The organism is Larkinella humicola (assembly GCF_008727875.1).
Taxonomy (GTDB): Bacteria; Bacteroidota; Bacteroidia; order Cytophagales; family Spirosomataceae; genus Larkinella; species Larkinella humicola.
Genome location: NZ_VTWS01000008.1, coordinates 170,308 through 185,607 on the forward strand (window position 1 = coordinate 170,308; position 15,300 = coordinate 185,607).

Annotated in this window: 17 protein-coding genes; 6 read left to right on the plus strand and 11 right to left on the minus strand. The window is 50.2% G+C overall.

What is annotated here, in order from left to right:
- Window positions 1-25: 25 nt before the first annotated feature.
- The 4 genes from F0P93_RS26140 to F0P93_RS26155 all read right to left on the minus strand — a co-directional run bounded on the left by F0P93_RS26140 (window position 26) and on the right by F0P93_RS26155 (window position 5,237).
- Entirely contained in the window at window positions 26-2,785 is a 2,760-nt protein-coding gene (locus F0P93_RS26140) for a 2-oxoglutarate dehydrogenase E1 component (protein ID WP_150880676.1), read from the minus strand.
- Between the two features lie 233 nt (window positions 2,786-3,018).
- Window positions 3,019-3,687, minus strand: coding sequence for a response regulator transcription factor (locus tag F0P93_RS26145; RefSeq protein ID WP_114407305.1), 669 nt, complete (start codon window positions 3,685-3,687; stop codon window positions 3,019-3,021).
- A 110-nt stretch (window positions 3,688-3,797) separates the two neighbouring features.
- Window positions 3,798-4,607, minus strand: coding sequence for a sensor histidine kinase (locus F0P93_RS26150; protein WP_114407306.1), 810 nt, complete (start codon window positions 4,605-4,607; stop codon window positions 3,798-3,800).
- Window positions 4,608-4,715: 108 nt separating this feature from the next.
- Window positions 4,716-5,237, minus strand: coding sequence for a hypothetical protein (locus F0P93_RS26155; protein ID WP_150880677.1), 522 nt, complete (start codon window positions 5,235-5,237; stop codon window positions 4,716-4,718).
- An 11-nt stretch (window positions 5,238-5,248) separates the two neighbouring features.
- Here F0P93_RS26155 and F0P93_RS31920 point away from each other — a divergent pair, with 11 nt between their 5' ends.
- The gene (locus F0P93_RS31920) at window positions 5,249-5,371 is read left to right on the plus strand and encodes a hypothetical protein (RefSeq protein WP_255472463.1); all 123 of its coding nucleotides are present in this window, start codon (window positions 5,249-5,251) and stop codon (window positions 5,369-5,371) included.
- Window positions 5,372-5,425: 54 nt separating this feature from the next.
- Here the strand turns inward: F0P93_RS31920 and F0P93_RS26160 are convergent, their stop codons facing one another.
- The 6 genes from F0P93_RS26160 to galE all read right to left on the minus strand — a co-directional run bounded on the left by F0P93_RS26160 (window position 5,426) and on the right by galE (window position 10,550).
- Window positions 5,426-5,812, minus strand: a complete 387-nt coding sequence (locus F0P93_RS26160; protein WP_150880678.1) for a hypothetical protein — start codon at window positions 5,810-5,812, stop codon at window positions 5,426-5,428.
- 182 nt (window positions 5,813-5,994) lie between these two features.
- Window positions 5,995-6,666 (minus strand): hypothetical protein, encoded by a 672-nt coding sequence (locus F0P93_RS26165; RefSeq protein ID WP_150880679.1) that lies wholly within the window; start codon window positions 6,664-6,666, stop codon window positions 5,995-5,997.
- Between the two features lie 22 nt (window positions 6,667-6,688).
- The gene (locus F0P93_RS26170) at window positions 6,689-7,093 is read right to left on the minus strand and encodes a hypothetical protein (RefSeq protein ID WP_150880680.1); all 405 of its coding nucleotides are present in this window, start codon (window positions 7,091-7,093) and stop codon (window positions 6,689-6,691) included.
- A 395-nt stretch (window positions 7,094-7,488) separates the two neighbouring features.
- The gene (rfbA, locus tag F0P93_RS26175) at window positions 7,489-8,349 is read right to left on the minus strand and encodes a glucose-1-phosphate thymidylyltransferase RfbA (RefSeq protein ID WP_150880681.1); all 861 of its coding nucleotides are present in this window, start codon (window positions 8,347-8,349) and stop codon (window positions 7,489-7,491) included.
- Between the two features lie 102 nt (window positions 8,350-8,451).
- Window positions 8,452-9,510: a dTDP-glucose 4,6-dehydratase gene (gene rfbB, locus F0P93_RS26180; RefSeq protein ID WP_150880682.1), complete on the minus strand. Its 1,059-nt coding sequence runs from the start codon at window positions 9,508-9,510 to the stop codon at window positions 8,452-8,454.
- Window positions 9,511-9,515: 5 nt separating this feature from the next.
- The gene (galE, locus tag F0P93_RS26185; protein WP_150880683.1) at window positions 9,516-10,550 is read right to left on the minus strand and encodes a UDP-glucose 4-epimerase GalE; all 1,035 of its coding nucleotides are present in this window, start codon (window positions 10,548-10,550) and stop codon (window positions 9,516-9,518) included.
- A 279-nt stretch (window positions 10,551-10,829) separates the two neighbouring features.
- On the opposite strand from galE, the gene F0P93_RS26190 reads away from it, so the two are divergent.
- Window positions 10,830-11,702 carry a transglutaminase-like domain-containing protein gene (locus tag F0P93_RS26190; RefSeq protein WP_114407449.1) on the plus strand — a complete coding sequence of 291 codons (873 nt, stop codon included), beginning with the start codon at window positions 10,830-10,832 and terminating at the stop codon, window positions 11,700-11,702.
- Window positions 11,703-11,756: 54 nt separating this feature from the next.
- Complete coding sequence (locus tag F0P93_RS26195; protein WP_150880684.1) at window positions 11,757-11,966, plus strand: DUF4177 domain-containing protein; 210 nt, start codon at window positions 11,757-11,759, stop codon at window positions 11,964-11,966.
- Here the strand turns inward: F0P93_RS26195 and F0P93_RS26200 are convergent.
- Window positions 11,963-12,592, minus strand: coding sequence for a 4'-phosphopantetheinyl transferase family protein (locus F0P93_RS26200; protein ID WP_150880685.1), 630 nt, complete (start codon window positions 12,590-12,592; stop codon window positions 11,963-11,965). The genes F0P93_RS26195 and F0P93_RS26200 overlap by 4 nt on opposite strands.
- Before the next feature lie 147 nt (window positions 12,593-12,739).
- Between F0P93_RS26200 and F0P93_RS26205 the strand changes: the two genes are divergently transcribed.
- From F0P93_RS26205 to folB, 3 genes are all read left to right on the plus strand, one after another.
- Entirely contained in the window at window positions 12,740-13,642 is a 903-nt protein-coding gene (locus F0P93_RS26205) for a WD40 repeat domain-containing protein (RefSeq protein ID WP_150880686.1), read from the plus strand.
- A gap of 123 nt (window positions 13,643-13,765) precedes the next feature.
- On the plus strand, window positions 13,766-14,659 hold the full coding sequence (locus F0P93_RS26210) for a DivIVA domain-containing protein (protein WP_150880687.1): 894 nt from the start codon (window positions 13,766-13,768) through the stop codon (window positions 14,657-14,659).
- Window positions 14,660-14,754: 95 nt separating this feature from the next.
- Window positions 14,755-15,105 (plus strand): dihydroneopterin aldolase, encoded by a 351-nt coding sequence (gene folB, locus F0P93_RS26215; protein WP_114407317.1) that lies wholly within the window; start codon window positions 14,755-14,757, stop codon window positions 15,103-15,105.
- Window positions 15,106-15,300 lie beyond the last annotated feature (195 nt).

A 15,300-nucleotide genomic window follows, 5' to 3' on the forward strand; every position in this document is an offset into this window, starting at 1 on the left:
ACCTGCGATTGGTAACCGTAAACTCTTATTCAAACGCCCGGCGGATGATGTCGGCCTGCTCCTGAGCGTGGACTTTGGAATACCCGGTTGCGGGTGACGCGCTGTTTTTTCGCGTAATGCCGCGCAGTTTCAACTCCGGTGCCGAACGCAGCAGGAAGGTCCAAGCCCCCATGTTCGACGGTTCTTCCTGTACCCAAATCAGTTCAGCGGTTTTGCTATACCCGGCCAGAATCGCATCCAGTTGCTTCTGCGGGAACGGATGCAGTTGTTCCACCCGAACAATGGCCACGTCTTCCCGCTTGTCCGCCTGCTGTTTCTCGAGCAGTTCGTAGTAAATTTTACCGGTACAGAGCAGAATCCGTTTCACTTTCTTGCCCGTGGCAAAACCGTCGGGAAGCACTTCTTTGAAACTCCCCTTGGTAAGATCTTCGAGGGGCGAAACTACTTGCGGATGGCGCAATAATGATTTGGGCGACATCACTATCAGCGGTTTGCGGAACGGCCAGGTCAATTGCCGGCGCATCAGGTGGAAGAAGTTGGCCGGCGTGGTCACATTGGCCACTACCATGTTGTATTCTGCAGAAAGCTGCAGATAGCGTTCCGGACGGGCGTTGGAGTGTTCCGGTCCCTGGCCTTCGTAGCCGTGCGGCAACAACATGACCAGGCCGTTCATCAAGCCCCATTTTGATTCGCCGGACGATATAAACTGGTCGATAATCACCTGAGCCCCGTTGGAAAAATCACCAAACTGAGCCTCCCAGATCACCAGCGCATGGGGAGCGGCCATTGAATAGCCAAACTCGAAGCCCAAAACACCGTATTCCGACAGCAAGGAGTTATAAATCTGCATTTTCTGCTGACCATCCTGAATGTGATCCAGCGAGCTGTACGACAGGTTGGTTTCGGAATCGTGCAGAACGGCATGGCGGTGGGAAAACGTGCCGCGCTGCACATCCTGACCACTCAACCGAACCACCTTATTCTCAAGCAGAATGGAACCGTAGGCCAACAACTCAGCAGTGCCCCAGTTAACCTGCTTGCTCTCAAAAACCATCTGCCGACGGTCTTTCAGCAATTTATCAATTTGCTTGAGCGGTTTGAAACCGTTCGGAATCGTGACGAGGGCATTTCCGATTTTTTCGAGGGTTTCCATCGGCACCCCGGTTTCGGGCGACCGTTCGAAATCTTCCGGCGTACTCACCCGCAACTCGGCCCACTCCCGGTCCAACCGCAGCGGTTTGTACGGAATTTCGGCCTTTTGCTTCACCATGTCGAGCCGATCCTGCAATTCTTTTTTGAATTCAGCATCCATAGTCGACGCCAGTTGGGCGTCAACCTCACCCCGGTCGATCAGGCTTTTGTTATAAATTTCGCGGGGGTTGGCGTGTTTTTCGATGATGTTGTACATCGTCGGCTGCGTAAACTTGGGCTCATCCGACTCGTTGTGTCCATACCGACGATAGCACACCATGTCGATAAACACGTCCCGGTTGAATTTTTCCCGGAATTCGACCGCCAGTTTGGCACAGAAAACCACCGCTTCCGGATCGTCGCCATTGACGTGGAAAATCGGAGCATCGATGATCTTGGCGACATCCGAACAGTAGATCGACGAACGGGCATCTTCAAAATCCGTCGTAAAACCGACCTGGTTGTTGATCACGAAATGGAGCGTTCCACCGGTTTGGTAACCGGCCAGTTTCGCCATTTGGGTCACTTCATACACAATGCCCTGACCGGCCACAGCCGCATCACCGTGGATCAGGATCGGCATGATCTTGTCGAAGTTGCCCGCGTATTCTTCATCGGCCTGCGCCCGTACGAACCCTTCGATAATTGGATTAACCGCTTCCAGGTGCGACGGATTCGGAGCCAGTTTCAAGCTGATTTGCTTGCCCGTCGACGACTCGATCAGACTCGAATAGCCCAGGTGGTATTTCACGTCACCATCGCCAAACACCTGATCGGGAACGTTGCCTTCAAAACCGCTGAAAACGCTTTCGTAGGATTTGCCCAGGATGTTGACCAGCACGTTGAGACGGCCCCGGTGTGCCATCCCGATCATGACTTCTTCAACGCCCAGTTCCGACGCGTAGTTGATAATGGCGTCCAAGGCTGGAATGGTGGTTTCTCCCCCTTCGAGCGAGAACCGTTTCTGGCCTAAATATTTGGTATGCAGGAAGTTCTCAAAAACCGTTGCTTCGTTCAGTTTTTCCAGAATCCGTTTTTTCTCTTCAATTGTTGGATCAAAAACCAACGCTTCTTTCTCAATTTTGTTCCGAAGCCAGTTCTTAACGTCAATCTCGCGGATGTACATATACTCGAACCCGATGGTTCCGGCATAGATTTTCTCCAGCGATTCCATGATTTTCCGCAGCGAACTTGGCCCGATTCCGAGCAGACTCCCGGCTTCAAAAACCGTGTCGAGGTCGGCTTCGGTCAGGGCATAATCTTCCAGACCAATCCGCGGATTGCGGTCTTTGCGGTTTCGGATGGGGTTGGTTTTGGCCAACAGGTGACCCCGCGAACGATAGGCTTTTATCAGACTGGCTACCGATACTTCCTTTTCAGCGTGTTTGGTGTCAATAACCGGTTTTGCGGTCGTTTGGTCGGTGCTGCTGTGGCCGTTGCCATTCCCGTTTTCGCCATACGATTGGGAAAATTCAAAACCTTCAAAAAATTTTTGCCAGCTTCCATCCACTGAGCCGGGGTCTTGTTTATAAGCCCGGTATAAATCGTCGATGTAGGCTGCTTCTGAGTTAGCTATATACGAGAATCTGTCCATAATTCGGGATCACCCATGTTCGAATGGCAAAGTTAAACGATCAAATAGAAAGATGTCTTCTATTTATTCAATTCTTTATAAATACACCTACCAGTTTTGCTTTGGTAACAAGAGCCGCTCGAAATAAGTTAAAAAAAAGGAAGAAAGCAGGAAACGAAGGCCGGATAAAAGGGCCTCCCGGCCGCCTGATCCACGCTTCGTTTCCTGCTTTCTTCCTTTTTTCTTTTTCCTGCTTATACCAGATTATTCTTGAAAGCGTAGGCCACCATCCCCGCTGTGTTTTTTGTGCCGGTTTTTTCCAGAATCCGCAGGCGGTGGCCTTCGACCGTGCGCGGACTGAGGAAGATTTTCTCACTGATTTCGGCCGTCGATAGCCCTTCGCAAATCAGTTTAAGCACTTCTTTTTCACGCTCCGACAGCAGCACCTTGCTATTATAGAGTGTTGAGGTGGAGGTTTGCTTGATGACGGTGGTGGGTTTGTTCACCATTTTCCGGTGCATGACCTTGGAAACGAAGTCGTTCAGGTATACGCCGTCATCCATCACCCGGTGAACGGCCTTTTCCACTTCGTCCAGATCCGCATCTTTGAGGACGTACCCGCTCACGCCTTTTTCGAGCAGGTGAAGCACAAACCGGTCTTCATCGTGCATGGTGAGCATGATGATTTTGACATCGGGGTGGTTTTCCCGGATGTATTCCGTGGTCGCAATCCCGTCCATCACCGGCATTTCCAGATCCAGCAGCACTACATCGGGCATTCGCCGGGTGAGCTTGTCGATGAGTTCCTGCCCGTTGCTGGCTTCGAGCACCAGTTCAAAATCAGGCACCTGGCTCAACACGGAAGCCATTCCTTTCCGGAATAAATTATGATCGTCAGCTAACGCAATCTTGATCTTTTTCATGGTTAGGGTTATGGTTAAAGATGGTTAAAATGGCTGGATGGTTAAAAATGGTTAATTGGCAAGCCATGCTTTTAACCATTTTAACCATCCAGCCATTTTAACCATCTATTCTATACCGCTTCCACTTCAACCTCTACTTCCGGTTTCAAATTTTTAACCTGGATGTGTATCCGGGAACCGCGGCCTTCTTCCACGTCGAACGTAACATGTCCATCGATGACGTTCAGGCGGCTTTCGATATTTCGCAGACCCAACCCGCGCTTTTTGTCTTTCAGAATTTCGTCCAGATCAAACCCGCGCCCGTCGTCGATCACCGACAGCAAAATTCCGGTGGGCTGGCAGTGCAAATCGATGATGATGTTTTCGGCATTGGCGTGTTTGATGGCATTGTTGATCAATTCCTGCGCAATGCGAAACAGCGTCAGATCCAGTTGCGGAAGCAAGGTCGGCATTTTATCCGAACACGACAACTCGACGTGGACTTCGCCGTTGCTGGCTTTTTCGGCCAGTTCTTCGAGGGCCGAAACGAGGCCGAAGCGTTCGAGGGTGGTGGGCACCAGATCGCGGCTGATGCGCCGGACGTTGGCAATGGTTTCGTCGAGAAGCGAGCGGGTTTTCTGCACCAGCACCGTCGAACCGGGGTCATTGTGTTCAACGGTTCGGCCCAACTGATTCAGACTCAACTTGGTGACCGACAACATCGTACCGATCTCGTCGTGCAAATCCTGCGCAATCCGCCGGCGTTCGTGTTCCTGCGCCTGAAGGGTGGCAGCCAGGAGACCTTTGCGGTATTTCTCCTGCCACTCCTTCAGAATCAGTTGCTGACGGATTTGTTTTTGTTGGTAATAGGCGACAAATACGATGATGAAAATCGCCATCACCAGCAAAACGGCCGTTCCTACGGCAATATATAATTTCATGTCCTCGTTCACAGCGAGCCCGAAGCGAAGTGCGTTCCCATACACGGGGATAATTAAACCAATTTGCGAAATATAAAACTCTGGCACCAGAACCGCAAGAACGATGTATTAAACGGTCAGCCGGTCCGTTACCCGAAATTCCCGCCGGCGGAGCCAGAAACTGACGAGAAGGACCAGGTAGAAAAAAGCCGAGAACGTTCGGACAATGGTAATGTATAAATAGTAACTGCCATTTGAACTCAGGTCTCCCAACGTCACCTTGACGAACAGAAAAACAAACAGCGTGCCAGCCGCGTGGACAATGGCCCCGGCGCTCACCCAGAACATGGAATGAATCAATAAATTCTGGATCTGCATCTTCGTCAGGATGTAATGAAAATACAGCAGTGCATACAAAATCATGATGATTCGTTGAACACCGAGGGCAACACCGGCAATATTGGTCCAGCTAAAGTCGTACAGAAATACCATTACATACACGACAAAACCGCTTAGAATCAGCATCCGGTTTCGCCGGGATTTTAGCTCGATCCAGTACGCTGCGGCAAAGCCGCTCATTTCAACGAGCGAATTTAAATTGTATAAATAGGTATTATTATGGCGATAGGCCGCATCGTGAATTTGGATCAAACTAATTACGAATGAAAAAATTAGCATTCGTAATAGCCACCGATTTGACTTGTCCAGAAAAAAATAATTCACCAGACCTGTTCCAATGGCTAGCAACAGGAACAGATCTGGTAAAAATGAATCCGGATACTTGAATATTAACTTGACGTAAGGATGATCAATCATCGTTTCAACAGACTTCTATTTCCTTACGGATTACACTCCGGCGGACATATCGGCCCGTCGGCTAACTGCCCTTCCCGACCAGACGGCATATCTTTCATTCCGGCTTCTGCAGGATCGGTCAATTCCAGAATTTCCCGGCCACTTTTGTCGATCCCTACCAACACAACGCGCGGCACCAGGTGCTCATTTCCGTTGACGGTTTCCCGGCGTTTGGCGTGATAAACCCGGATGCCGATGCAGCCCGGCTGATCCAGGATTTGCTGTAAATTATCGCTGCCAAAAAACTCGGAGCGAACCGTGTCGGCCTGCGGAATCTGTTGTAGTTTTTTGCGTTCCTGGTAAGCACCTTTGAACTGATCGGCTTCGTCTTTGGAAATAAAGCGTCCCGCACCGGGGTTAATATTACTCATGATAAAAAGAGGTTTTAATGGACTTGTGAGGTTTCAAATCGTTTCCCAAAGTTGCACAGGCTTGTGGTGGAAAGCAATTCGGCACGGCCCACCTTTGAGCGAACGGAAACGGAGGGACCTGCCATTCCAGCCGGTTTATAGCCGCCGTATTCTGTCTCTTAATGGGTTATGATCTAAACCAATCACGTATAATTTTCTTTATCGTATTTGCTGACCCAAAAACCAATTGTTGAGAAAAGACAAAAAACCATATACATAAACTGGTTTACATTCCAGTATAAATTAAAAAGATCAGATTCAGTATTACTGGAGAGTGCATAATTGGCGAAAAGATACACAAAAAAAGTACCGGTAAATTGAATAATTAATCCGCTACTGATCCAAAAAAGAGAATGTTTTAAAATATTCTTAACATTCATATCCTGAATTAATTGGTTAAAATATACGAGAACTACTAACAATGCATAAGCCCTGGATAACGTAAGTATTCCGGCAGAAAGTTCGGTATTTTCCCAGAAGAACAGACTAAGAAAGAGTGTTATTGCAGCTCCAATAGTAACAATTCGTTTGACAACAGGTTTATGTATTTCAAAAGAGAAAAGTAAAGCAACGAATACGATTTCAGCAAACGCTGATGAATTATACAGAAATAGGTTATTTATTTTTTTGATGGCATAAATATTAGAAGTAAAGTCTCGCCCAATAATAATAAAAAAATACAAAGGCAAAAACCTCGCCCCTTTTTTCAAAAATTTTAAACGAGAAACACCAAAAGTAAAAGGAAGAAAGCTGATTAGCTCGGCAATTAAGTCTATAGGGTGATTGACAAAAATTTCGTATAGCCTTTGGAGCATTTGCTCTTTAAATGTTTAATACTTAGCAATGTTGTGGACACGGTACACCATCCGCCAGCGCATCACCATCTCCCCGGTCTTTCAATCCTTCGGTATCTTCGAAGATATCGGAACCGTCGGCGCGGACACCCACCAACACCAGCCGGGGTTTGAGTTCGCCTTGGTCTTTGGTGGTGGGGTCGCCATCGGCGTCTTCGTAGCGTTTGCCGTAATACACCCGGATGCCGACACAATCCTTGCGACCCATCAGCTTACTGATGCGGTTGATGCCGAAAAACTCCGCTTTCGTAACTTCTTCGGGCTTGAGACCCAGCTTTTCTTCTTCGTAAACGCGGTGCAGGCGGGTACGGCTTTTGGCGTCAGCAGCCGTAATGAAGGAGCCAACATCGCCGTGAAATTTGTCGGAGGGTTTACGCGGTTCTTGCATGGTAGAGCAGATTAATTTGCTTTACCAAGTTAAAGTGAATTCGATTGGGATGGGTGGAGGGCCGGGAAAATCAGGTAGAAATACGTAACCATTCAGGGAATATCCCGTACTTTTCCGGGTTTTGTCACCATCCGGTAAAAAAAAGTATTTCTTCTTTCCCGTTCCTGTATTTCTTCTCTGCCATTCTTATTATCTTCCCTGCACATTTGCAGAGAGTTGGTGCGTCCTGTCTCCGATAGGATGAGCTGATTTTCTCATCTCATAGGTTAGGTTTGGAAAAGGCCAGGACGTTGTCCAGGCTTTTTTTTTAGGAAAAAAGGGAGTGAAGACTTGACGAATGATTTAAAAATCATTCGTCAAGTCTTCACTCCCCTGGTCTCAACCAATCTTTTTGGTTACTTCAGCAAATTCAGTAAATACTGTCCGTAGCCGCTTTTCACCAGCGGCTGCGCAATGGTTTTCAGTTGCTCCGCGTCGATGTAGCCCATCCGGTAAGCTACCTCCTCGATCGAGCCGATTTTCATCCCCTGACGTTCTTCGATCACCTGCACAAACTGACCCGCCTGCATCAGCGACACAAACGTGCCCGTGTCCAGCCACGCCGTCCCCCGATCCAGAATCCCCACTTTCAGCTTCTGGCGCTCCAGATACACCTTGTTGACGTCCGTGATCTCGTATTCGCCCCGCGGACTGGGGGCCAGCTCTTTGGCAATCTTGACCACTTCGTTGTCGTAGAAATACAAGCCCGGCACGGCGTAGTTCGACTTCGGCTGCTCCGGTTTTTCTTCAATCGACAACGCTTTATTATCATCATCGAATTCCACCACCCCATACCGCTCCGGATCGTTCACCTTGTAGGCAAACACCACCCCACCGTCGGGATCGTTGTTAGCCTGCAGCAGTTTCGACAGCCCCGAACCGTAGAAGATGTTGTCGCCCAGAATCAGCGCCACCTTGTCATCGCCGATAAACTCTTCGCCGATCACGAAAGCCTGCGCCAGCCCGTTCGGCAGCGGTTGTTCGGCATAGGCGAACGAACAGCCCACCTGCGAGCCATCGCCCAGCAGTTTTTTGAAGTGCGGCAGATCGTGCGGAGTCGAAATGATCAGAATCTCGCGGATGCCTGCCAGCAGCAGAATCGACAACGGATAATAGATCATCGGTTTGTCGTAAACCGGCATGAGTTGCTTGCTGACGGCCAGCGTCAACGGGTGCAGTCGGGTACCGGAGCCCCCGGCCAGAATGATGCCTTTCATAGTTTTTCAATGAGTGAATGAGCGAATGAGTGATTGAGTGAACAGGATCAAAGATCACGCTTTTCCATTCACTCAATCACTCATTCACTCATTCACAATTAATTATCGGTTTTCGTACATGGAATCGTAATACTTCTGGTAGGCCCCTGAGGTGACGTTTTCGAGCCAGTCCTGGTTGGCTAAAAACCAGTCGACGGTTTTTTCCAGGCCTTCTTCAAATTGCAGCGAAGGTTCCCAGCCCAGCTCGTTCATCAGCTTGTGGGCGTCGATGGCGTAGCGCAGGTCATGGCCGGCGCGGTCGGTCACGTAGGTGATCAACTGGGCGGAGGTGCCTTCAGTACGACCCAGTTTCCGGTCCATGATGCCACACAGCAGATGCACCAGATCGATGTTTTTCCACTCGTTGAAACCGCCGATGTTGTAGGTCTCGCCGGTTTTGCCGTGGTGGTAAATCGTGTCGATGGCCCGCGCGTGGTCGATGACATACAACCAGTCCCGCACGTTCTCGCCTTTGCCATAGACCGGCAAGGGCTTGTTGGTCTGGATGTTATGGATCATCAGCGGAATGAGCTTCTCGGGGAAGTGATTGGGGCCGTAGTTGTTGGAGCAGTTCGACAGCACGATGGGCAGGCCGTAGGTATTGCCGTAGGCGCGAACGAAGTGGTCCGAAGCGGCTTTGGAAGCCGAATAGGGCGACTGCGGATCGTAGGAGGTGGTTTCGGTGAAGAAATCTTCCGGATTGTGCAGTGACCCATAGACCTCGTCGGTCGAGACGTGGTAGAAGCGTTTGCCCGCGAAGTCGGCCTTCCAGCTATTTTTGGCCGCATTCAGCAGGTTGACGGTTCCTACGACATTGGTCAGCACGAAGGCCATCGGATCGGTGATGGAGCGGTCGACGTGCGATTCGGCCGCCAGGTGGATGACGCCATCGAAGGGATGATCCTGAAACAACTGCTCCAGAAACGACGCATCCGTAATATCTCCTTTGATGAAGGTATAGTTCGGCGCATTTTCAATGTCCGTGAGGTTGGCGAGATTCCCGGCATAAGTTAGTTTATCCAGATTAACGATTTGATAATCCGGGTATTTCGTCACAAACAGCCGAACGACGTGTGAACCAATAAAGCCGGCTCCGCCGGTGATCAGAATCTTTTTAGACATAAGTTTTACCCCGAAACGATTGAGTTTTTCAATTGTAGATTTTGTTCCCAGCGCCACGCGTCCTGCAGCCCTTCGGCCAGGGTTTTTTCGGCGCGCCAGCCCATCACGTTATTGACTTTATCGACCTGTGCGTAGATTTTCTCCACGTCGCCCGGACGGCGCGGGCCAATCGAATAATTCAGTTTGATGTTGTTCACGTTTTCAAACGTCTGGATCAGTTCCAGAACGGTTTGCCCGTTGCCCGTGCCTACGTTAAAAACATCGTAGTAACTGGTCTCACCGCGCGAATCGAGTAACCGCAGCGCCTGAACGTGTGCCTTGGCCAGATCGACCACGTGGATGTAATCCCGGATGCAAGTCCCGTCGACCGTGTCATAATCTCCCCCGTGAACCGTCAGTTTCTCGCGAATACCGGCGGCTGTCTGGGTAATGAACGGCACCAGATTACCCGGAACGCCCAGCGGCAATTCGCCAATCAGCCCGGACGGATGCGCTCCCATGGGATTAAAATACCGCAGCGCAATCGATTTGACAGGGCCGCCCGCCTTGACGGTATCCCGAATGATGTCTTCGCAAATGGCCTTGGTATTGCCGTAGGGTGACTGCGCCGGCAGCCGGGGCGTTTCCTCCGTCACGGGCAGGTGTTCGGGTTGACCGTACACCGTACACGACGACGAAAAAACCAGGTTCGGAACGCCATACCGCTGCATGGTTTCCAGTAATAACAAAGTTGAGTCGAGGTTGTTGCGGTAATACATCAGCGGTTTTGCCACCGATTCGCCCACTGCCTTGTGAGCCGCGAAGTGAATCACCCCCCGAAAATTCTCTTTTTCAAAGATTGCGTTGAGCGCTTCGGCATCGTTGCAATCCGCTTCGTAGAACGGAACATCGTGGTTCAGAATCTGGCGCAGGCCCGCCAGTGCCGAGCGGTTCGAGTTGGAAAAGTTGTCGATAATAACGGGTTCGAAACCCGCGTTCAGCAGTTCGACGACCGTGTGCGAACCAATAAAACCGGCTCCGCCAGTGACTAAGATTTTCATGTGGGTAATTGCATTTAAGGCGTTATTTCAAACGTTGAGTATGGTATCGAATAAAGCAAAAAACTTGCCGGTATAGTTGATCGGTTCGGATTATCGCCCACGCCGGACAAGAAAATCATTTTTTGTAAAATCGTGTTAAGAATTCGGATATAGCCCGTTTCTTGCGGGGCAAAAGTATAAAATTCAGTAGGTTTCTAAAAATAAGTTTTTATCTTCGGGTTATAGCGTTGCAGCACCGGCCCGGCAAAACCCCGGACCGCAACCCATTGGAGTGGCATGATAAACGACAACGAAATAAAAGCCCTGATTTCTTTGCTGGACGATGAAGACCAGGAAATCACCGAACACGTTGAACAAAAAATCCGCGAATTGGGCGGCCAGTTGATCCCCTACCTGGAAAGTGAATGGGAAGATAGTTTTAGTCCTATTCACCAGAAGAAAATTGAGGAGTTAATTCATGATTTGCAATACCAGTCCGTTCTGGATCGAATTAGACTCTGGAAAGAAACCGGTGGAATCGACCTGCTGGAGGGCTTGTGGATCGTGGCTACGTATCAATACCCGGATCTGTCGCTCGATAAAATTCGGCTGGAAATCAAGCAACTCTACCTGGATGTGTGGCTGGAAGGCAAGTCCGAAATGCATCCCATCGATCAGATTAAAACCTTAAATACCGTCTTTTTTAACAAACTGAAATTTGCCGCCAACACCAAACATTTTCATTCGCCTTCCAATTCGATGATCAATGTGGTGCTGGAAAGCCGGCGCGGCAACCCCATTTCGCTGTGTGTGATTTACATGCTGATCGCCCAGCAACTCGATTTGCCCGTCTACGGCGTGAACCTGCCCAGTTTGTTTGTGCTGACCTATAAAAAGGACCATACCCAGTTTTACATCAATGTCTTCAACCGCGGCTTGGTGTTTTCGAAGTCGGACATCGATCACTACATCGGGCAGTTGAACCTCAAACCGGCTGACACCTACTACCAGCCCTGCACCAACCTGGATATCATCCGGCGCGTGCTTCGGAATCTGATGCTGGCGTTCGAGAAAATCGGCGATACCGGTCGCGTGAAGGAAGTCGAGCAACTGCTGGATGCGGTTTACGATGAAGATGCCACCCCGCCCTTATCGGATTACACGAATAAGTGACCCGTAGGTTTTCCTGACGTCTTACTTTGAGTAAAACTCATTTAAGATGTAACCATGAAAAAGTTCGAATACCGAATTCTGGAAGTAAAAGCACACGGTTTTTGGGGAGGTGGCCAGATTGAAAGCGAGGCCCTGTTGCAAAAATTAAATGAACTTGGCAAAGAAGGCTGGGATATGGCCTCTTCTTTTTCAACCAATATGCATCAAGGCCAGTCGCGCGCTGCCATTCTAATTCTGAAACGCGAATTGGTTGAACCGGCCTAAAACGCTACGGCCAGCATCCCCGGGCCGGTTTCGAAATAATGAATGGTTAACGCCCGCACATCGTCGGGCAGGCGCACGTGGCCCGTCAAAAGCCCCGAACCGTCGGCAAACGGGTCGATGTGCAGGTGTTCGCGGAAGGTAAGCTGGCGTTTGCCGTAGAGCTTGTAAAGGGCCTCCTTGGCACACCAGTACACCGCCAGCCGGTGCAAATTGCCGTTGGCGTGGCTGATTTCTGCGTCGGACAGCACGCGCGGCACCACCCGGATAAACTGCTCCCGAAAAGGCTCGATGTCAATGCCTACGGTTTTGGTATGGTGCAACACCGCAGCCGCCCAGCCGGAGGTATGCGAAATCGAAACATGCGCAGCCAGACCAATCAGATGCGGTTTTCCATATTCGTCCTTGTATAAACCCGAATAGGTCCAGTGTGCCTGAACCAGCGCCCGAACCGCAGCCCGACAGGCCAGCCACTCCACACGCTGCGCCGGGTGCGTAATCTCGACCAGCTCCAGTTGCTCGGGCATCGTCAGCGTTAGCAGCGCGCGCAGTTCGTCTTCACTTTCTTCAATTTTCCACAACACCGCCGTACAGTCGGCCCCCAGTCGATGGGTTTGATAAACGGACATACCTCAAATTTAAAATGTAATAATAAATGTAAAATTTCAAATGCTGAATGGAAAAGTGTTCGTTCGTTATTCACTTTTCCATTCGACATTCATCATTTTGCATTTATCATTCAATATTTTCCCTTTATCATTGCAGAAACTATAGCAATGCAAGTCCATAAAATTGACACTTTTGCCGGCCACCGCGACTGCGTGTATACGCTGGATGCCGGGGCCTCGCCGACCGAGTTTTTTTCGGCCGGGGCCGATGGGCTGGTGGTTCGCTGGCAGTTGGACAAACCGGATCTGGGGTCGCTCCTGGCCCGCATTCCGGCTTCCGTCTATGCCCTGGCGTTCGATCCGGAACGGAAACAGCTCTGGGTGGGACAAAATTATGACGGTATTCACATCATCGATCCCATTCAGAAACAGGAAGTTCGCTCGGCCCAGATCACCCCGGCGGCTATCTTCGACATCAAAATCAGCGAAGGAACGGCCTGGATTGCTTTGTCCGATGGCGTTCTGGTGGTGATGGACGTTGCGGAGTTTGTCGTTAAAAAACACCTCAAAGTAAGCGATAAAAGCGCGCGGGCCATTGCTATCAATCCGAAAACCCGGGAGGTCGCCGTGGGCTACAGCGACAACGGCATCCGAATTTTTGACCAGGATAGCCTGACGCTCAAATCCGTCATTCCGGCGCATACGAACTCCGTTTTCACCGTCCACTATTCGCCCGACGGGCGGTATTTGCTCTCGGCGGGGCGCGACGCCCACCTCAAAATCTGGGATGTCGCCGACCGATACAGCCTAAAAAGTGATATTGCGGCCCATTTATTCGCCATTAATCACATCTGCTACAGTCCGGATGGCGCGTTATTTGCTACAGCCAGCATGGATAAAGCCATCAAAGTGTGGGATGCGGAGACCTTCCGGCTGTTGAAAGTCATCGACCGGGCCCGGCACGCCGGACACGGGACGTCGGTCAACAAATTGCTCTGGAGTCCGTATCAGCACCAACTCATTTCGGCCAGCGACGACCGGCTGATCTCCGTCTGGGAAATTACCCGCTAGGTAAATGATTTGGTTACTTTTCGGATTTTTGACAAATTTCAAACTAAAAAATTGATATTTTCGGTCGGATAACTTTACTTTTAGCAGACAAGTGACCATTTGTCACCATTAACCCTTTCAGTTATGAAAATTACGCCCATCGAGATACGGCAGCATACATTTGAAAAAAAGGGATTCGGCGGCTACCGCCCCGACGAAGTCGATGCCTTCCTGGCGTCACTTTCGCAGGAATGGGAACGCGTTACGAGTGAAGGAAAAATGCTGAAGATGCAGCTCGAACTGGCCGAAAAAGAACTCAGCAAGTTCAAGGACATCGAGATGACGTTGTTCAAAACGTTGAAAACCGCCGACGACACCAGCACCCAGATTACCGATCAGGCCAACAAGGCCGCGGAAAAATACCTCGGCGAATCGAAGCAGAAAGCCGATGAAATCCTGGCCGATGCCCGCAAACGGTCGACGCTGATGGTGCAGGACGCTGAAAATCAAGCCCGGTTTATCAAAGAAAATATCCTAAACGACCTGAAGGCGATGGAACACGACTTCAAGGCGATGGAAAAATACAAGGAAGGACTCATCAAACAGATTCGCACGCTGGCGGGCAATGCCATCGAAAGCGTCGACCGGTTTGAAAAGAAGTTTGACCAGCAATCCCTGCAGGCCAAAATCGATGAAGTGACGGCACAACATACCGAAACCGAGCCGGTTGCGACGACTGAATCCGAAACCCACTCCTCCGATACGGAACTGGTAGACCCGGAGACCCTGCATGTCGAAACCACAGACGACGCACTGGAACACGCGGCCGAAGTGGCTGAAACACCGGCCAGCGAAACCGTTGAAGATCCCGTTGCCGCTCAGGGCGACGAAGCGGCCGAAGCCGGATTGCCCGCTACGGAGCCCATTGCCGAACAGGAATCCGAAGACGAAGAGACCACCGAACCCCAGGCTGTTCACGAGGAATCGGATTCGGGCGAAAAGAAAAAAAGCTCCGGATCATTCTTTGATCAGATTTAACACAAAGCGGACGTCGAGTCCGCTTTTTTGTTCTACTTTTGGGCGAAAATCTAACCGGTTGGAAAGACGGCCCAAAAACCGTCTGGCCCCTCTTTATGGGAACTATTGCGCTCGAAGGTCTCGAATTTTTCGCCTACCACGGCTTCTACGACGAAGAACAGAAGATTGGCAACAAATACTCAGTCGATATCACGGTTGTGGCCGATCTGTCCGAAGCCGCCCGCGTCGACAAGCTGAGCACCACCGTCAACTACGGCGAATTGTACCGCATTGCCCACGAAGCCATGCAGCGCCCCGCCCGGCTGCTGGAACACATCTCCCACAACATCATCACCGAAATCCGCAAACGCTACCCCAACGTCGATTCGGTTGAGGTGAGTGTCTCCAAATTCAATCCACCCATCGGGGGCGTTTGCCACCGGGCGAAGATCACCCTGCGCGGCTGAATCCCACCGCTACCATTCAGGTTGGATTCCTGCAATTTATTTAAAAAAAAGTACCACGGGGACTTGATTTATTCCTTCCGTAGCTTCTATCTTTGCAAGCATCAACTTAGTGCGTTAAGTTGTCGTAGATAAGAGATGAAAGACATGAGATTCTAGACCGATTTCTCAAATGATTATCAGGTTAGGTCTTTATTC